Annotated in this window: 14 protein-coding genes and 3 pseudogenes; 11 read left to right on the forward strand and 6 right to left on the reverse strand. The window is 41.8% G+C overall.

Annotated elements, in window-relative coordinates; genetic code table 11:
- Both IQ274_RS36420 and fdhD read right to left on the reverse strand, forming a co-directional pair.
- Positions 1-255, reverse strand: a pseudogene (locus IQ274_RS36420) (hypothetical protein); the annotation flags it as partial.
- A 72-nt stretch (positions 256-327) separates the two neighbouring features.
- Positions 328-1,161, reverse strand: a complete 834-nt coding sequence (fdhD, locus tag IQ274_RS09380; protein ID WP_194142080.1) for a formate dehydrogenase accessory sulfurtransferase FdhD — start codon at positions 1,159-1,161, stop codon at positions 328-330.
- A 232-nt stretch (positions 1,162-1,393) separates the two neighbouring features.
- On the opposite strand from fdhD, the pseudogene IQ274_RS36425 reads away from it, so the two are divergent.
- The 5 genes and pseudogenes from IQ274_RS36425 to IQ274_RS09405 all read left to right on the forward strand — a co-directional run bounded on the left by IQ274_RS36425 (position 1,394) and on the right by IQ274_RS09405 (position 6,533).
- Positions 1,394-2,494 (forward strand): annotated as a pseudogene (locus tag IQ274_RS36425) (serine hydrolase domain-containing protein).
- Between the two features lie 137 nt (positions 2,495-2,631).
- Positions 2,632-2,791, forward strand: a pseudogene (locus IQ274_RS37990) (IS701 family transposase); the annotation flags it as partial.
- Between the two features lie 567 nt (positions 2,792-3,358).
- Positions 3,359-4,543, forward strand: coding sequence for an AbrB family transcriptional regulator (locus IQ274_RS09395; RefSeq protein WP_163930657.1), 1,185 nt, complete (start codon positions 3,359-3,361; stop codon positions 4,541-4,543).
- A gap of 187 nt (positions 4,544-4,730) precedes the next feature.
- On the forward strand, positions 4,731-5,546 hold the full coding sequence (locus tag IQ274_RS09400; protein ID WP_163930659.1) for a DUF1838 domain-containing protein: 816 nt from the start codon (positions 4,731-4,733) through the stop codon (positions 5,544-5,546).
- A gap of 102 nt (positions 5,547-5,648) precedes the next feature.
- The gene (locus tag IQ274_RS09405; RefSeq protein ID WP_202985803.1) at positions 5,649-6,533 is read left to right on the forward strand and encodes a nucleotidyltransferase domain-containing protein; all 885 of its coding nucleotides are present in this window, start codon (positions 5,649-5,651) and stop codon (positions 6,531-6,533) included.
- 87 nt (positions 6,534-6,620) lie between these two features.
- Here IQ274_RS09405 and glsA read toward each other — a convergent pair whose 3' ends face one another.
- Positions 6,621-7,604 carry a glutaminase A gene (gene glsA, locus IQ274_RS09410; RefSeq protein WP_194142082.1) on the reverse strand — a complete coding sequence of 328 codons (984 nt, stop codon included), beginning with the start codon at positions 7,602-7,604 and terminating at the stop codon, positions 6,621-6,623.
- An 889-nt stretch (positions 7,605-8,493) separates the two neighbouring features.
- Between glsA and IQ274_RS09415 the strand changes: the two genes are divergently transcribed.
- From IQ274_RS09415 to IQ274_RS09440, 6 genes are all read left to right on the forward strand, one after another.
- The gene (locus IQ274_RS09415; RefSeq protein ID WP_194142083.1) at positions 8,494-9,603 is read left to right on the forward strand and encodes a septal ring lytic transglycosylase RlpA family protein; all 1,110 of its coding nucleotides are present in this window, start codon (positions 8,494-8,496) and stop codon (positions 9,601-9,603) included.
- Between the two features lie 178 nt (positions 9,604-9,781).
- Complete coding sequence (locus tag IQ274_RS09420; protein ID WP_163930666.1) at positions 9,782-11,389, forward strand: bifunctional pantoate--beta-alanine ligase/(d)CMP kinase; 1,608 nt, start codon at positions 9,782-9,784, stop codon at positions 11,387-11,389.
- 489 nt (positions 11,390-11,878) lie between these two features.
- The gene (locus tag IQ274_RS09425) at positions 11,879-12,481 is read left to right on the forward strand and encodes a superoxide dismutase (protein WP_163930668.1); all 603 of its coding nucleotides are present in this window, start codon (positions 11,879-11,881) and stop codon (positions 12,479-12,481) included.
- A gap of 436 nt (positions 12,482-12,917) precedes the next feature.
- Positions 12,918-13,124, forward strand: coding sequence for a hypothetical protein (locus IQ274_RS09430; RefSeq protein WP_114084819.1), 207 nt, complete (start codon positions 12,918-12,920; stop codon positions 13,122-13,124).
- Positions 13,125-13,211: 87 nt separating this feature from the next.
- Positions 13,212-14,348 carry an AIR synthase related protein gene (locus IQ274_RS09435; protein WP_163930670.1) on the forward strand — a complete coding sequence of 379 codons (1,137 nt, stop codon included), beginning with the start codon at positions 13,212-13,214 and terminating at the stop codon, positions 14,346-14,348.
- Positions 14,349-14,834: 486 nt separating this feature from the next.
- On the forward strand, positions 14,835-15,521 hold the full coding sequence (locus tag IQ274_RS09440; protein WP_193945992.1) for a PHP domain-containing protein: 687 nt from the start codon (positions 14,835-14,837) through the stop codon (positions 15,519-15,521).
- Between the two features lie 71 nt (positions 15,522-15,592).
- On the opposite strand, the gene arsH is transcribed toward IQ274_RS09440, so the two are convergent.
- The 3 genes from arsH to arsB form a co-directional block, all read right to left on the reverse strand.
- Positions 15,593-16,258, reverse strand: a complete 666-nt coding sequence (gene arsH, locus IQ274_RS09445) for an arsenical resistance protein ArsH (RefSeq protein WP_194142084.1) — start codon at positions 16,256-16,258, stop codon at positions 15,593-15,595.
- Between the two features lie 306 nt (positions 16,259-16,564).
- Complete coding sequence (gene arsC / locus IQ274_RS09450; RefSeq protein ID WP_194142085.1) at positions 16,565-16,978, reverse strand: arsenate reductase, glutathione/glutaredoxin type; 414 nt, start codon at positions 16,976-16,978, stop codon at positions 16,565-16,567.
- A 36-nt stretch (positions 16,979-17,014) separates the two neighbouring features.
- Positions 17,015-18,076 (reverse strand): ACR3 family arsenite efflux transporter, encoded by a 1,062-nt coding sequence (gene arsB / locus IQ274_RS09455; protein ID WP_194142086.1) that lies wholly within the window; start codon positions 18,074-18,076, stop codon positions 17,015-17,017.
- Positions 18,077-18,204 lie beyond the last annotated feature (128 nt).

Raw genomic sequence — 18,204 nt, forward strand, 5'->3', positions numbered from 1 at the left:
AGCTTTGACCCTGGCGACTGTTCGAGTTCTGTCAAAGAGATTTTTGTAGTGACCCATGCTACGAAGCGGTCTATGATGACCAAGGTTGGGACGGTCTACTACTATTTCTAAGATACAAGGTTGGGTTTCGCGTTGCTCAACCCAACATTGATTGGATCGGTTAAGGCAAGAGACGCGATAAATCGCCGTCTTTACAATAATCAGTATTGTGTAGAGACGGCGATTTATCGCGTCTTTATGATTTAGAATTTTCATCAAAAAACCTCAACCGAACCTACAATTTTTTTTGCAACAATTTAGCCTCGCTACGCCACTATAAAAGTGTTCTTAAACAGCGTTAATTCTTTGCAAACCAGTGTAAATATTAAATCGTTCTCCCCGCAGAAATCCAATTAAGGTAATCCCGAATTCCTTGGCTACAGATACCGCCAAACTACTGGGAGCAGAAACAGAACAAACAATGGGAACTCCAGCAGTTGTAGACTTTTGCAAAATCTCAAAACTAGAGCGTCCACTGACCAGGACAATACAATTATTTAAAGGTAACTCGTTACTGAGAAAAGCTGTACCAATCAATTTATCCAAAGCATTGTGTCGTCCAACATCCTCCCACAGGTTTAACAAATTACCTTGAGTATCGAAGATAGCCGCAGCGTGTAAACCTCCTGTAGCTGTGAAGATACCTTGAGCAGCCCGGAGCTTATCAGGTAGGCTGTATACGATCTCAGGTGTTACTGTCGGGCCAGAAGGAATCACTGGACATCCTCGCAGACGCAAAGCCTCAAGGCTAGCTTTACCACACACCCCACAGGCGCTACTAGTATAAAAATGACGCTCCAAAGGCTGTAAATCTGGAATCAACCCATCCCGCAATTCTACATTTACAATATTATGGCGTTGCTCACCATCTACTAATTCATCAACACAGTAGCTGATACGTCGGATATCTTCTCTGTGGCTAACGACTCCTTCACTGTAGAGAAAACCAGCTGCTAGTTCAAAATCTGCACCTGGTGTCCGCATTGTTACAGCTACCGTCTTCTGGAAAGGAACAAGACGAATTTCTAAAGGTTCCTCAGTAGTGAGATGATCTAAACGAGGCCGTACTTGACCTTTTTCCACTACCCAAACAGTGGCTTTGGTTTTGCTTTTAGTTGGCATTGTCAAATTTATGTAAGATTTGGTAAATCGAAATTTTGATACTAATCTGGGAATAGAGTAATGCTATTTGTATATCAGATGTCTCTTTGATTCTCACTAACTACTTTGTGCAGTCGTTCTAAATCGGGTAGGTTTCTATTTAGGAAGTAAAATGAACCTAATGTTTTTGACTTTCAGAAAAATTTTATTTGCAATAGTCTTTGTGATTTCCCTTGGTTTTGCAGGATATTTAGTGAGTAATAACATTAGTCAAAGAGTAATTGAAAAATCTTTTGCTAAACAAGTCACATCTACCTCCATCGTTGGAAAAAGTTCTCAGTTACAGACACTTTTAAATGAGATAGTTGCAGAAGAAAAAATCCCCGGCGCAGTAATGTATATTTCTACACCTCAAGGTTCTTGGATAGGAGCATCTGGTGTCAATAACTTGTCAACTAAAACTCCGATGAAACGCACAGATGGCTTTTCCATTGCCAGTATGAGTAAAACTTTTATGGCGGTGGTTGTGCTGAAATTAGTGGAGCAAAGGAAGATCGAATTAGATCGCGCGATCGCAACCTACTTACCAAGAGACATCACTCCTCATATTGTCAACAGCGACAAAATTACAGTTCGTCAACTACTCAACCATACCAGTGGTGTTGCTGAATACCTGAATACAAAAGAGTTTATTCAAGCTACTGCCAAAAGAAGCCGCTAACAGCCTTGGACAGCCAGAGAAGCTATTCAGTATATTTACCACGAACAACCGCAGGCAAATCCTGGAGAAAAATTTATTTATACTGATTGCAACTACATTCTTTTAGAACTGATCGTTGAAAATATAACTAGGGAAACTCTCGCACAAGCAATCCGCAGTCAGATTTTAAAACGATTAGGATCAAAACACACCTTTACAGAATTGCGCGAACCGACAATTGGAGAAGTAGCTACAGGTTATAGCGATCGCAATAAGGATGGTAAGCTAGATAGCTACGCCGAAGTCAATGATGGCAACGGTTTAGGAGATGGTGGATTGGTTTCAACAGCAGAGGATTTAGCCAAGTTTGCTAAAGCGTTATTTGTCAAAAAAAGCTTACTTTCCTCGAAGATGATGAAAGAAATGCTGAAATTTAAAGATAATGGCGAAAGCTATAGTTATGGGTTAGGTGTAGAACGGTTCTCATCTCCTTTGGAAACAGCAATTGGCCATAGTGGTATAGCTTATGGCTTCACAACATTGCTGGCATATCTCCCCAATCAAAATACCACTATAGTAGTGCTGCTAAACGATCAGGGTGTTGATATTAAATCAATAGCTAGGACAGGTTTAGAGGTTATTAGTAATGAATAACAAGTAAGTTGGCACAATAAAATCAAACTATGTAATATTAATGAACTAGGCTAAAACCCTTATCGGGACTTAAACAAAAGAGGAGAGTAAAAAGGGTATAATGCAAAACTTGCATAGCTTTCACGTTGAAAAAAGCTCATGTTTCTTCATCAATTGTCACACCACAATGGATAGTTGACACTTATAGCTCAAGAAATTGGGTAGAAGTTTTTTATAGAGAAGCTCTCGTGTTGGTTAGGACTAAAAGAATATCAAGTCCGAGAGAAAATTAAAAAAAGTATATGCTCACATTTACTTGATTTGAATAACTATCTTGTGTAAGAAGGCAATAGGAAAGAAGGCTTTTTGAGTTATACGGAGTTTTTTTCACGCAATCAAATATGAGTCCTATAACACTATATTTATTTATCATTCAATACGGTTCAGTTAACCATAAAAACTTTAAACTGTGTAAGTTGGCTTAAAGAACGGAACCCAACATCAAGAGTTAATTGTTGGGTTTAGTTCCTAAAGCCAACCTACGATTATCCTTAACCCAGGCGTATTTATTTATCATTTCAATAATTAATGTCCTAAAGCCTCGGCTTTTGTCCAGCCGTACATATACTCCGCTCTCTCATTGTGCCCTTATGCTCTCTCTATAGGTATTTTTGTTTGAAGGCAACACGCGGTAAATTTACATCTAGTAGTCCACTAAACTAACTTTAATAGATGAATAACTTCCTAGTCAGGACTTTAATGATTGATTTGAACGCTAAAGTGCTTACTACGATCCTAGTAAACTTGGCTTGATAGACTCTATTTATGTTGTGCGATCGCGTTAGCTTTAGTACATAAGTTAAATTAATAAAAAAGCTTGTATTGATGAATCAAAGCGTAAGTGTTGCTCCCAGCCTAGAAGAACACACCCATGAAAATCCTGTTGTTACCAAACAACAGCTATTTACGAAGCAATTAATTGTCCTTGTCTTGGAAATGCTTCTGGCATTACCTCTGGGTTTACTCCTCGCCAAGTTCCAAATTGGCAGGATTGCCTGGATATTTGGCGGGATTGCTGCTGGTACAGTAGTTCTTCAAGGGTGTCGAATTTTTTATCAATATTATCCTCAACCTAACCGCACTGCTAGAAAAGTGGGAATGGCACTTGTAGGCTTAACTGTCGGCGCTTCCAATACCCACGGTAATCTAGCTAGTGTTGCTTCTGGTATTCCCATATTTATTTTTCTGACCTTGTTTCTGCTGCTGAGTGGAAGTTGTATTGGTTATATGTATGCCCGCCTCAGCAAAACTAATCTATTGACAGCAATGCTGGCTACTGTTCCTGGTGGTGTCGGAATTATGGCAGCGATCGCTGCCGATTACAATAAAAATGTCAGCTTAGTTGCCCTAGTTCAGGCGATTCGCGTCACTTCAGTAGTTGTTTTGATCCCCTTCATCGCTAAGACATCAGCTGGTAATTACTACCCGCAAACACTCCCAATCAACGCGGATTGGCTCAATCTCGATCCATCTCAACTAGAATTACTCTTGTTAATACTCCTAATCACTGCATTAGTAGTTTATCCAGCTATATTATTTAAAATTCCTGCCGGCGATTTCTTTGGTGCATTGTTAATTGGTATCGGGTTTAATCCTCTGCTACATTGGCTGCCTTTTGTGGGTGATATTAGTTTTAGTCCACCGCCTTTAATTAACTTATTGGGTCAAATGCTTCTGGGAATTACCATTGGTGAGTATTGGGGAGACAAACCCAACTTTCAGAAGCGGACTGTTGGCTATGCCTTGATGTCTGTAGGGATGACTCTCATCGCCGGAGCGATCGCTGCTATACTTGCGATGCAATTCACCTCTTGGGACTGGTTAACCTGTTTGCTAGTCACAGCACCAGGAGGATCGGCAGAAATGATCTTGGTTTCCCTGGCATTGAATCATAATGTTGAAATTGTCACAACTGGTCATTTAGTGCGACTAATTGCGATTAACAGTTCCCTACCTCTTTGGGTGTTTTTGTTTCGCCGTCTGGATGAGCAACTTTCTGAATCAGTTTAATTAATGAAGGTATTGGGTATTGGGTATTGGTACTGAGAGCAGTCATACTCCTTTGGAGAAGCACAGCATCCCGTAGGGAAGTATGGGGCATTAGTTTTTGACAAATGACAAATGACAAATGACAAAAATGCAACTTGAATGCTGGTTAGCTTATCCTTTTGTTATCCAAACACTAAGGATACTTTAGATGGTTGCTCAAATTCAAGAACTTGAAGCGCAGCACTGGGTTAAAACTCGTTCTTCCCTCGACCCTAGCGAATCCACTTTCCTGATTTGGAAAGGTAAGATTTATGCCTTTATCCCCGGCGAGAAAAGACAACTCCTGTTTAAAATGCTGGGATTGAGCGTTAGCCGATGTATTCCCACAGCAGAGGGTAGCTGGGATTTTACTTCTAGAGAACTGACTTACTACCTCAACCCAAAAACCGATGAAGTCTTACGCAAATGGGAGAATCCTTGGACAAACGAGACAGTTCCGGTAATCCACGTTGCCAATAATCCAGTGCAGGGTAAGTTTGAGGGAAATTTTCCTGCACAAGTAGATGGTGACAGCACAACCTTCGTTTTTGACATATTTCCCTATTACCCCAATCCCCTAGCAGACGATCCCAAATTTGCCGAATACAGCCCAAATCCAATTTATCAGGCGGCAGAATTGTTTAAATTGACTGTGCCAACCGCAGATTTATTCAACTCAGCGCTTCCCTCAGTTTCTGAACTCAAACTGAGTTGGGATCGGATTGGTCAATGGCTTCCCTGGATGAAAATGGGCGATCGCCCCGGTCAACTAATCTACAGTGCTGTTGGCAGCAAAGTCAATGGTTTAACAGAACTGCCCCCACTGCTGCAAGACGAAATTAATAACCGTATTCCTCTATATAAACAAGCCCCAAAAGCATTGATAGATGGGGAAGATATGACTTCCTGGTTGTACTTTCAAAAGCACTTTCAGTCTTATTTAGCTGGTGAAATCTTCCCGCTTACCCAAGCAGAAGAATTGTAAACTAGCTAGAAAGTTGGATGAACATGCGAAGAGAGATAATTTAAAATTTGACCATAGGCGCACAGCTAGCTGTGCGCCCCTACCAGTATCTATTATTTCTTTTTGTACCTTACCCATGCGGGAACCGCTATATCTGACTATATATATAGTTATTTTGCGATCGCTAATGAAATTGGAAATAGTATGGCTGTTCCCGAACCCCAACGAAAGCTTTTAGAGCAGATTCTCGCAAAGTTGAAGACAGATGACCGCTTGCTAGGTGTAGCCATCGGTGGTTCCTATTTGAGTAGAGAAATGGATGAGTACTCAGACCTCGATCTCATTATTGTTGTAGATGATGTTCATTATCAGCAAGTTTTAAAAGAGCGTCAGCTTTTAGCCAGCAGACTGGGAAAATTGCTGGCAGCTTTTACTGGTGAACACGTTGGCGAACCCAGATTATTAATCTGTCTGTATGACAGTCCTCTTGTACACGTCGATTTGAAGTTTTTGCTTTTAAAAGATTTTCAAACAGACCGCGTAGAAAATCCGATTATTCTATGGGAGCGGGGAAATCTACTAACCTTAGTTGTTTCAGAGAACCCGCGGGACTATCCACCCTTTGACCCACAGTGGATTGAAGACCGCTTTTGGGTGTGGGTACACTATGGTGCAACTAAATTAGGAAGAGGTGAACTTTTTGAAGTCATTGATTTTCTTTCTTTTCTGCGTGGGCAAGTTCTAGCCCCATTAGCTAAGGTGCAATCTGGGCTGCTTGCACGCGGTGTAAGAAATCTGGAAAGGGAAATTCCGTCTTACTTGAACGATTTTCGTCAGACTATTCCCGCTAAACATGATCAAGAAGAAATTGCGCGATCGCTTCAACATACCATTCGCTTGTACTGCCAGCTTCGCTCTACATTAACAATGCCAGAGTTAATTATCCGCTCTCAAGCAGAAGTTGCTTCCACAAAGTATTTAGAAAAAGTAATAAATGACTTCAAATAGCGCAAAACTCAAGGTTCAAATCTCCAACTGAGATGAAACCTCCTGCTTCCTACCTTGTCTTACGGCACGCTGCACAATCTGCCTTCTTTAATCAAATTTCGCCTCTGAACCTGAACAATCAAATAGATGTAAACCTAACCGTTGGGAAAGTTCTTCACACACCTTCACCCCGCGCACACTATTACCACGCACATCTAGCAGGGGTGAAAAAACCCCAATACCCATCTTATTGGGTACAACCGCGATAATCCCACCACAAACTCCGCTTTTTGCCGGAAGACCAATTTTGTAAGCCCACTCACCTGCAAAGTTGTACATTCCGCAGGTGTACATCACACTCAGAATATCTTTGATGTAACGCTTATCTACCGCCTGTTCTTTGGTGATGGGGTTCATACCTTTGTTAGCTAGAGTAGCCGCCATCACTGCTAAGTCTTCGCAATTCACTATCACAGCACACTGCTGGAAATAAAGATCCAGCGACTCTTCAATATTCCGGTCAATCATGCCAAAGTTGAGCATCAGATGCGCCATTGCACGGTTGCGATGTCCGGTACTGCGTTCTGAGGTAAAAACTGAAATGTCAACGAACACGTCCCGGCCAATATATCGCTTGTACATATCCAGCATTCGGTTAAGACGTTCTGTTGGGCCAGAACCTTTGATTAAGCTAGTGGTTGCGATCGCACCAGCGTTTACCATTGGGTTATAAGGTCGCTTCGATTGCTCATCTAAAACGATCGCGTTAAATGCATCGCCTGTCGGTTCTACGCCAACTCTTGTTAAAACGTAATCCAGTCCATGATCTTCTAAGGCAAGTCCATAAGCAAATACTTTAGAAATCGACTGAATGGTAAAAAGTTGGTCGTAATCGCCAACTTTGTAAATCTGACCATCTACTGTGACAATGCAAATGCTGAACAAATCCGGGTTTACCTTTGCCAATTCTGGAATATATTTAGCTACTGCACCCTCTTGCAGGAACTTGTACTGAGAATGCAATTCCTGAAGAACAGCTAATAATGGCGATGAATCTATTTCTAAATCTCTCTGATTTACTTGGCTTGTCATCACGCTGATAGCACTCCCCAAAATACTCACTATATATAGTAGGGGTGCAGGCGTACATACTTACAGCCGCAAAGATTTTGAAAAAGCTAGCTTGCTCTAAAAAATCATCTTTGAACAATTACTTAGTACCAAAAATAGCTATTGTTCTTTTTGATACAACCAAAAATTGATTTATAAGCGATCGCGAAGATTTTCTAATTTTTTTATCATTAATCACAAAAAATATTAGGTTGAGTATCCTTCTTTATTTTATACTCAGTAATACGGTAATTAAAGGTAATATTAATCACTCATCTACGTTTACTTATGGGGAATAAAAGTCATGATTAATCTAAGTAGAAAAAACATCTTAAACTCAAACTAATTTGCATAATTATTGTAGATGTAACTCATATCACGACTTATTCATAGGGAAATCTAAATATTTAATTAAATAAACGATTTTAAGTATTTATGCCGATGCCATTTAATTAAAGTTATATTATCTTCTTATAGGAAATAGTGAAAATACATGTTATCTAGAATACACGAATAGTAATGAGCCTTTAGAACAGAAGTCAATAGGGTGTCGTCACTTTGGGGTGCAACAAGCGTAAAGTTTTTTTAAGAAATTTTTGAGTTGCAGAAAAAAGCGTTACATAGCCAAAGTCCGCCCTTGAGAAAGGTTTCAACCTTAAATTTGGAACTTTAATTTGATTAAGCAGTCGATAATTACGCTAAAACCCTGATCCCCAAGCCAAAAGGTTCGTGTTAGTCTGTTGCGAGTTATAAATAACAAAGTGAAAACGGAACGAGTTCGAGTTTTTCAGAAGGGAAATCACTTTCACGAGTGAAAAATCCCGCAATTTATAAAACTTAAAGTTCTACAGTCGCTTTCAAAAACGGACGCATGAATCAAAGACATTTGTGGATTATTGTTGCCCTGTCTATGGCTGTTTTGGGCATACCTTCAGTCGGTTGTACTCAAACCACCAAGGGAAATGCTCTAGCATCCCAAAAATCACCTGCCCCTGATGTGGTTAAGGTGGGAGAGTACCAATCCAGAGCAGGGAGACAAACCTTGGATGCTGTGATTACAGAAATTCATCCTCACAACATTAGAGGACGTAAGGCGGCAACCCTTTTTATCCGAAATATACCTGTTCTCACCTTTTTGAGTTCTGTATCAAATACGAATTTTGAATCTAAAAAAGTTAGTGCAATTGGAAATACTGGGGGCGTACAAGAGTACGCCCTTATTGCTAGCAATTCACCAAAGGCACTGAATGCTGACGACGTAACAGATGTGAGTAACCAGATTAGCTCCTCTGACAATGACCCGGTTCAGATAGCTGGTGTAGTAGCAGCTAAGATCAACCAGTTGAATCGGGAAAGTGTAGACGGCAGTAAAATTACCGTCAGTTGGAAAGCAGGGGAAAAATCTAATGCCAATCAAGTACAAAACAAAAGCGCTCCCTCCCGGCAAGATGGCGATCGCTATGTAATCAAAATTAATGGCGAAGAATTGGTCGAAATCAACGAAGCTACACGATTAGCACAGACCAATCCCACCAAAAATTTGGCAGAAGATGCATTGCAAGCAACTAATCGCCTGCGGAGGCTACTAGGCAATGCATCTCCCCTAAAAGAAATTGCTAATTTACCAGTCCGTCAACCAGTCTCAATACCAAAGCTGCCTCAACAGATTGCCGTTGGAGTAGTGCAAGCCACTTTGAGAGGTATGGCTTCTTATTACGGCTATGACGGTTCTGGTACTCAGACTGCAAGCGGTCAGAGATTCAACCCAGAAGCAATGACTGCTGCTCATCGCAGCTTACCCTTTGGTACGCAAGTGCGTGTAACCAATACCCGCAACGGTCGTTCTGTAGTGCTGCGAATTAATGACCGAGGCCCATTCATTCGGGGTCGAGTCATTGACGTATCTGCTGGCGCGGCTCGAATTTTGGGAATGATGGGTAGTGGTGTTGCACCAGTACATATTGAAGTTTTGGGAAAATAATCGAGTAGGTTACAGGTTACAGGGAAAAGATTATTCTCTATCACCTGTCACCTATAACCTTTCCCCTAACTCCAATTCAAGTTCCGTATCACTTAATTCCCCTAGTTCAATCAACTCTTACCTCTGTTTCAGATATAAACTAACGGGGGAGGGATCGATAAGAACTAGGGGTATTTTTGTGCGCCTGCTGACAACAGTCGCAGCTTTACGCTGCTATTTAACTAAACGCTGCTCAGAAAACAAGCTGATTGCGGTTACTGAGGATCTCAGACTAGATGAGATAACTGGCTGGTATCAGACGGCAGTCGGTCTAGTGCCAACGATGGGGAATTTGCATCAAGGTCATTTAAGCTTGATCCAACGGGCGCGGCAAGAAAATTCTACGGTGATTGTGAGTATTTTCGTCAATCCCCTGCAATTCGCTCCTAATGAGGATTATCAACGCTACCCCCGGACTTTAGAGCAAGACCAAAAACTTTGCGAACAAGCTGGGGTAGATGCCATTTTTGCACCGACTCCTGAAGAAATGGCAGTTCCCCAGAAGAGTATACAAGAATCAAAGGTTACACAAGTTATACCCCCATCTGCTATGATGACAGGCTTGTGTGGTCGTTCTCGCCTGGGTCATTTTCAAGGTGTCGCTACGATTGTTACCAAGCTTTTCAACTTGGTACAGCCTGACCGTGCCTACTTTGGTCAAAAAGATGGTCAGCAACTGGCAATTATTAAACGCTTAGTAGCTGACTTAAATTTGCCAGTAGAAATTGTTGCTTGTCCAACAGTGCGGGAAGCGTCGGGTCTTGCCTTCAGTTCTCGTAATCAATATTTGACTGCAACGGCAAAAGAACAAGCGGCAGCATTATATCGCGGCTTGCAACGGGCTGAAGCTGCATTCATTGCAGGCGATCGCAATAGCAACAAGTTGATAGCAGTGGTACAGCAAGAAGTGGCAATGGTCAGCACAATTTTAGTGGAATATATTGAATTAGTTGAACCGACTACGTTGATGTCTTTAGAAAAAGTTGAGGAGGAAGGAATGTTGGCGATCGCAGCTCGTCTTGGTTCTACACGTTTGATTGACAATATCATCTTGCGCGATCGTCAACCCATCATCGCCATTGATGGCCCAGCCGGGGCTGGAAAATCGACAGTGGCGCGACAAGTGGCAGCAAACTTGGGTTTAGTCTATTTAGATACAGGAGCAATGTACCGTGCTGTCACTTGGCTTGTACTGCAAAAGGGGATTGCTATTGATGATGAGTGTGCAATCGCTGAATTAACTAACCTGTGTAAAATTGAACTTACTCCTACCCAGGATTTACAATCGTCCGTGCAGGTTTGGATTAACGGTACTGATGTTACTCAGGTAATTCGCACCATTGAGGTAACTTCTCTTGTATCTGCGATCGCAGCCCAAAGCGCTGTCCGTCAAGCACTGGTTAAACAACAACAAAGCTGGGGTAAAAAAGGTGGTTTAGTCGCTGAAGGACGAGACATTGGTACTCACGTTTTCCCCGATGCCGAAGTCAAAATCTTCTTAACTGCCTCTGTCAGTGAACGCGCCCGTCGCCGCCAGGAAGACTTTAACAAACAAGGCCAATCCGCAATCAATTTAGAGCAGTTAGAAAGGGATATTGCCGAGCGTGACTGGAAAGATAGCACACGCAAAGTTTCGCCTTTGCAAAAAGCAGCAGATGCCATTGAAGTTCAAACTGATGGTTTGGATGTGTCTGAAGTCACGGCACAAATTGTTAACTATTACCAGCAGCGTTTATCTCAGCGCTAATCACTGCTATTTACTGTTAACTTTTTAGTTTCAAAGGGTGGTGGGTGAGTGATTATTCACTTACCATCCTCAAAACAATATTTAAAAATAAGATAATTTCATCAGTGATTTATTAAGCCTTAGTTTTAATATTATTAGATTATTTAAGTATTAAATCATCTCGCTTTCGACTGATTTACCACATCGCAATTAATCCTACTAAAGATAGAAGTATTAAAGCTTTAATTGCTAAATGCTAATTACAGATTGGACTTTCGCTACGAGATATTAGCCATTTTTATTTATAACCGTGAATTCATAGCGATTTGACTTATCAGCGAAGTACTTTGTTTTCATCTTCACTTTATCTTCACTTTGGTAGTAGAATGACGATGTTAAGTTTTATGTTCCATCATTAAAGACATAAAACCTTAAAAATAAAAGCTGTTAATTTTCCAAGCTTCTGCAATAGCTTGAAACTGGAAACCGGTAAAGAGAGGATTTCACACAATGGTATTTGTACAGCCCCCGCTACCCTTCGACAAGAATGCTTTAGAGCCAAATGGCATGAAAGCTGAAACTTTCGAGTATCACTATGGTAAGCATCACAAAGCTTATGTAGACAACCTCAACAAGCTGACTGAAGGTACAGAACTTGCTGATAAGTCTCTGGAAGAAGTGATTAAAATTTCCTTTCAAGACTCCTCTAAGGCGGGAATCTTCAACAACGCTGCTCAAGTTTGGAACCACACCTTCTTCTGGAATTCCTTGAAGCCAAATGGTGGCGGCACACCCACTGGCGATCTCGCAGCCAGAATTGATAAAGATTTTGGTAGCTTCGACAAATTCAAGGAAGAGTTCTCTAACGCAGCTGCAACTCAATTTGGCAGTGGTTGGTCTTGGCTGATTGATGATGGTGGTACGCTGAAGGTGATCAAAACACCAAATGCAGAAAACCCTCTAGCTCATGGTAAGAAGGCACTCCTAACCTTGGATGTTTGGGAACACGCTTACTACATTGACTATAGAAACGCTCGTCCAGCGTTCATCAAGAATTTCCTAGATAACTTGGTTAACTGGGACTTTGCTGCTGAAAACTTGGCTAAAGCTTAATTAATTACTGGTTTTAACTGAGTGCGATGCCTCTTAGTAAGCTGCTCCATAAGTTAATTTGCAAAAGTTGAAGCAGAAAGTCCACCAGAAAAGGGAGAAATTCTTTTTATTTTCTCCCTTTTCTGTTTTTCAGTAGTGGGATGGGCACTGTCTGAATAAAAGTAGTTGCATGAAAGTCAAAATTAGGACTTATGCATTGACAGAAAAGACCAAATATGAATGTTTAAAAAACCATTTATTGTAAAGGCAATACCCTGCGGGTTCGCTGAAAGCGTTCTCGTAAGAGTAGCCGGTTTGCGTCTACATGAATTGCTTTTATAACGCGGATCTATTTACTATTAAAGAATAATTAATAAAAACCTAAAACCAAATATTTAACTTATACACAACATGATTCTTTTGTACAGCGTGTAATTTTGAAAAATATATAAACATTATGGATAGCAAAGAACTAGCACAATACATAGAAGCAACGAATAGCATCACTAAACCTTGGGTATTGGTACAACTGCGCCTCAAGAAATTGCAAGAGCGTCGAGCCACCCTTACAAACGATGTCTACGCCAAAGAATTAGAAGATATTTACCAAGACTTGATGAATTTGGGTGAATGGTGGCGTGGTATTGAAGATGAGGTATTTTAAAGTGAGGAGTTATGACTTCTCCTAACTTTTAACTCTTGCACAGACGCTATTAATCGCATCTCCATTCCTAACTTAAAACGCAACCTGATGGCTCAAGCTCTCGATCAAGTCGATTACGATACTCTCGATGCCGCAAAAAGACGCTTCATCGATGCTGCAAAACGCACACTTACCTTTGCAAATGCCTATGGTACCGTCCCCTCGTCGGGTCTTGGAGCAAGTGCTAACGCTTTCAACTTCAACCTCGCTCCATTTATTCAAGCGGGCGCTCCAGAACTTTCTCTAACACTCGTCCCTGAAGGACTAGGAACGGCAGACGATACCCGCCCTGACGACCTTTCCGAAGAAGAACTTCGGCGATTTTGGTGGAATATCGGTATCAAGATGATCTCGTGTTTGACAAACGACGCGGCAACATCAGGGATGCAGACTCTACTTCTTGGTCTTTATCTGCCATCAAGTACTCCTGAAACAATCTTTACCCCCGCTTTCCTTGATGGGTTTCTGGATGGAGTCGTTGAGGGGTGCAAACGAGTGGGGTGTGTCTATCTCTCAGGGGAAACTCCTCAACTGAAAACTAAGATGATTCCAGGCCGGCTCGACATTGCGGGTTCGGTTTTTGGCGTGATGCCGCCTGGTGTCGCTGCCATTGATAGCTCGCGTCTGGATGCCGGAAATACTATTGTTCTTGTTGAGAGTTCTGGCCCCCATGAAAACGGGTTTACCCCATTGCGAAAGCTCACTGAGTCTCTTCCTGATGGCTATAGAACAAAACTTCCGAGTGGGCAGGAGTTTTGGGAAGCGATGAATGCAGCATCCTATCTCTACACGCCACTTGTACAGGCGGTGCTTGGCGAAGGAATTCGCCCCACCGCGATGGAAAATATCACTGGTCATGGTTGGCAGAAGCTGATGCGGTCGGTGAAGCCACTTCGGTACGTCATCAAAACAATGCTCCCAGTGCCGGAGATATTTACTTTTGTTGAGGGTCATCTTGAGGGCGGGGCAGAGACGATGCTTTCCGTGTTCAATTACGGAGCCGGATTTGCATTCTATACGGAATCTGAGCAGGATGCAGAAAGGATTGTCATTCTCGCAAGAGAACATCAGCTAACAGCTGTGATTGCCGGCAAGGTTGAAGCATCCCTTAGCCGCGAGGTGGTAATAGAACCGCTTGGGGTGACGTTGAAGGGAGATTCTTTTGGAATTGCGCGGGGAGTATAATGAGCCGCAAGCGTAGGCATAGCCCGTCGTAGACATCGCTAGTTTTTGGAGAGCGATTATAAACTCACTTATGCGGTGCCTGCGGCGGGCTCCGCCTACACTGTAGTCATTACTAAATGAAATAAAAGTTAGCATAATTACTGAGATTTCTGTTTTTTTAACACGTGATATATATTTAAATCTCAGACTGATTTGAGAAAATTATTCTCCTAAGCCTTTAAAGACAAGCTATTTAGCATAAATAATATAGGCTTATTTGTAAAATTTTATATGCAATATTTTTTACTACTTAACTTTAAAGTAGTTCAAACTACCCATGACTACTGAGGTTAAGATTTGCTAACGTAGTCTTAACATATTGAAAAATTTGCTGAAAAAGCTGAGAAAGTAGCCACCAATACACTAATTTACAGTGTTGGAAATTTCTCATCCGTAAATAGGGCGTTTTAGTGTGTTAAGAATATATATTTTTATTCAGAGGGGGTTATGGCTGTAAATTTGGCCCGGACTACTGCTTCGGCAGAACTTTTGAAGCAAGTATTCCAGAACATTGATGCATACAGTTGTCCAAGGTTATTCAACTTTCACATGCACACTGTCCACTCGGATGGCAGGTTGCAGCCGAGTGCATTGATGGAGCAGGCGATCGCTATTGGACTAAAAGGATTAGCGATTACTGACCATCATGGCATTATCGGCTATCAAGCGGCCCTTGCTTGGTTAGAAGATTGGAAGTGGAGTAATCCTGGTGCAACAACTCCTTACCTGTGGAGTGGCGTAGAAATCAATGCTAACCTTCTGGATATAGAAGTTCACATTTTGGCTTACGCTTTTGCTCCAGAACACCCTAGCATGAAACCCTATCTGCAAAGAAGGCCGACTACAGGCCAAGAATATCAGGCAAGTAACGTGATTGCCGCTATTCATCAAGCTGGGGGATTGGCAGTTCTGGCTCATCCAGCCCGTTATAAGCGATCGCATTTTGACTTAATTCCAGCTGCATCCCAAAAGGGAATCGATGGTGTGGAAACTTTCTACGCCTACAATAACCCTAACCCTTGGAAACCCAGCGTATTGGAATCCGAACAAGTGCAAAAGTTGGCTGATGAATACTTTCTTTTCAATACCTGTGGTACTGACACTCACGGTTTGAGCCTGCTACAACGCTTGTAAAGATGAATCAATTTTTTTAAATCTCCTGGTTCAATCTGCCAGGAGGTTATCTTTTTTTGGATGTCCAATAGTTAATTTACTTTAGAGTTAATTTCAAGAGATTGAGAAGCTATTTTAATTGTCTCTTTGGCAGCTTTTTCTTTACGTTCACTATAGCGGTCTGTGAGATAATCAACTTTGTCACGCAATAACCAGGAAAACTTGTAAAGTTCTTCCATCACATCTACAACGCGATCGCGATAGGGTGAATCTTTCATTGTGCCGTCTTCATTAAACTCTTGATATGCTTTCGCCACTGAGGATTGATTGGGGATCGTGAACATCCGCATCCAGCGTCCAAGAATTCTTAATGTGTTGACAGCGTTGAAAGACTGCGAGCCACCGCTTACTTGCATCACAGCTAAAGTTCTGCCTTGAGTCGGGCGAACGGCTCCGATACTAAGCGGAATCCAATCAATTTGGTTTTTCATTATGCCAGAAATCTGACCGTGCAGTTCTGGGCTAGACCAGACTTGGCCTTCTGACCACAGGCTTAATTCACGCAATTCCTGCACCTTTGGGTGGGTGTCAGGTACGCTACCGTAAATCGGCAGTTCACGAGGATCGAAAAACTTCACTTCTGCCCCAAATTCTTCAATGATGCGTGCTGCTTCTTCCGCTAAAAGACGGCTATAGGAACGCTCACGCAAGGAGCCATACAAAAACAAAATTCTGGGCGGATGGTCAAATGTCGTCATGATAATTGCTTAGGGATTTCCAAGAAATAAGTATCCAATAAAAGGAACCACAGAGGCGCAGAGAAGCCAGTGCGTTGCAATACTGCTCGGTTAAGCATTTTTAACTCGGAATTGGATTTAGGGTAAAGGTTAAAGGGTAAAGGTTAAAGGTTTTTTCTTTCCCTTTTCCCCTTCCCCTTTTCCCCTTAACCGACAAGTATTGCAGTGCGTTGGGGAGACAGCGCCGTGGGACTTGAGGCGACTGTCGTCGGGTTCCCCGACTTGTAGCAACTGGCGCGACATGGAGAGATGAAGAAGTTGCAATCTTTATCGAGCAGGTGTAATTTCTTTATTCACAGACTCAATCAATTGAGTCACCCGTTCTTTAATCTCATCGCGGACTCTAGAAAAAATTTCTGGTTGTTCTGCTGGATCGTCTAATTGCCAATCTTCAAATACTTCCTGCATAACCCACTCTGGCGGTAAATTCACGCCACAGCCACACAAAGAAATCACTATATCAAAGTCTTGTGCTTGGAAATCACTAAGGGGTTTGGAGTGTTGATTGGTAATGTCGATACCAATTTCTCTCATGGTGGCGATCGCTTCTGGTCTAACTTGACTTGCTTCTAATCCAGAGCTAATCACTTCAATTTTTCCCTTACCAAGGGTTTTAGCAAAGCCTTCCGCCATTTGAGAACGGGCAGAATTCTTTTTGCAGACGAACATTACACGTTTCATAGTTCAACTCCTGGGAATAATTGTGGACTAAACTTATCAGGCTCTCGATTCCGGTGTTGTGAAATAACGTTTTTCAAACCAGAAAGCAACATTAACAAGACCAATCAACACAGGCACTTCCACCAGAGGCCCGACAACGGCGGCAAAAGCAACACCCGAATTAATCCCAAACACTGCGATCGCAACTGCGATCGCAAGTTCAAAATTATTTCCTGCCGATGTAAATGCTACACTTGCGGCTCTAGAATAGTCCGTCTTAACGCGCCAAGCCATGTAAAAACTGACCAGAAACATGATGATGAAGTAGACGATCAACGGAATTGCAATCTTCACCACATCTAAGGGGATCTGAACAATCAAATTCCCTTTCAAGCTGAACATAACGACGATTGTAAATAACAGAGCAATCAGCGTGATCGGGCTGATTTTAGGCACAAATTCCTCGTGATACCACTGCTTACTTTTCACCTTTACTAAGAAGTAACGAGTGAAAAATCCAGCTAAAAAGGGAATACCAAGATAGATAAATACACTTTCAGCAATCTCGGCAATGCTGACATTCACAACACTACCTTGTAAGCCAAAAAGTGGCGGTAATACAGTGATAAAAAACCAGGCATAAGGACTATAAAAGATAACTTGAAAGGTGCTGTTGAAGGCAACCAATCCAGCTGTGTATTCTGTATTGCCTCGTGCCAAGTCACTCCACACAACTACCATTGCAATACAACGGGCTAATCCAATCAGAATTAATCCCGTCATGTATTCTGGATAACCGTGTAAGAAAATAGCCGCCAGAGCAAACATCAAAATTGGCCCAATGATCCAATTCTGAATTAGTGATACACCAAGAATTTTTCCGTTGCGAAATACATCCCCTAACTCTTCGTATCGCACCTTGGCTAGAGGAGGGTACATCATCAGAATTAACCCGATGGCAATTGGTATATTGGTTGCTCCCACCTGGAACTGGTTGATAAACGCTTCTACTCCAGGAAAGAAATAGCCCAAGCCAACACCGATGGCCATTGCTAAAAAAATCCATAAGGTTAGAAAGCGGTCAATAAAAGAGAGACGTTTTGCAGTTTTTTTGTTCATTACAATTAACCCCATACATGAATGCAGGAGCTTAGAGCAGGAATTTCAGATTATTCAATCCAACATCCAAAATTGAAAATCTAAAATTTGGTGAGTTATCTCAAGAGTATATACCCATCATTTCAAAA

It is taken from the genome of Nostoc sp. LEGE 12447, from assembly GCF_015206985.1.
Taxonomy (GTDB): domain Bacteria; phylum Cyanobacteriota; class Cyanobacteriia; order Cyanobacteriales; family Nostocaceae; genus Nostoc.

Coding starts and splice junctions, on each gene's coding strand:
- arsB (WP_194142086.1), bottom strand. CDS start 18,076: ATGAACAAAAAAACTGCAAAACGTCTCTCTTTTATTGACCGCTTTCTA.
- IQ274_RS09415 (WP_194142083.1), top strand. CDS start 8,494: ATGAATCAAAGACATTTGTGGATTATTGTTGCCCTGTCTATGGCTGTT.
- IQ274_RS09400 (WP_163930659.1), top strand. CDS start 4,731: ATGGTTGCTCAAATTCAAGAACTTGAAGCGCAGCACTGGGTTAAAACT.
- glsA (WP_194142082.1), bottom strand. CDS start 7,604: ATGACAAGCCAAGTAAATCAGAGAGATTTAGAAATAGATTCATCGCCA.
- IQ274_RS09435 (WP_163930670.1), top strand. CDS start 13,212: ATGGCTCAAGCTCTCGATCAAGTCGATTACGATACTCTCGATGCCGCA.
- IQ274_RS09425 (WP_163930668.1), top strand. CDS start 11,879: ATGGTATTTGTACAGCCCCCGCTACCCTTCGACAAGAATGCTTTAGAG.
- arsH (WP_194142084.1), bottom strand. CDS start 16,258: ATGACGACATTTGACCATCCGCCCAGAATTTTGTTTTTGTATGGCTCC.
- fdhD (WP_194142080.1), bottom strand. CDS start 1,161: ATGCCAACTAAAAGCAAAACCAAAGCCACTGTTTGGGTAGTGGAAAAA.
- IQ274_RS09430 (WP_114084819.1), top strand. CDS start 12,918: ATGGATAGCAAAGAACTAGCACAATACATAGAAGCAACGAATAGCATC.
- IQ274_RS09440 (WP_193945992.1), top strand. CDS start 14,835: ATGGCTGTAAATTTGGCCCGGACTACTGCTTCGGCAGAACTTTTGAAG.
- IQ274_RS09395 (WP_163930657.1), top strand. CDS start 3,359: ATGAATCAAAGCGTAAGTGTTGCTCCCAGCCTAGAAGAACACACCCAT.
- arsC (WP_194142085.1), bottom strand. CDS start 16,978: ATGAAACGTGTAATGTTCGTCTGCAAAAAGAATTCTGCCCGTTCTCAA.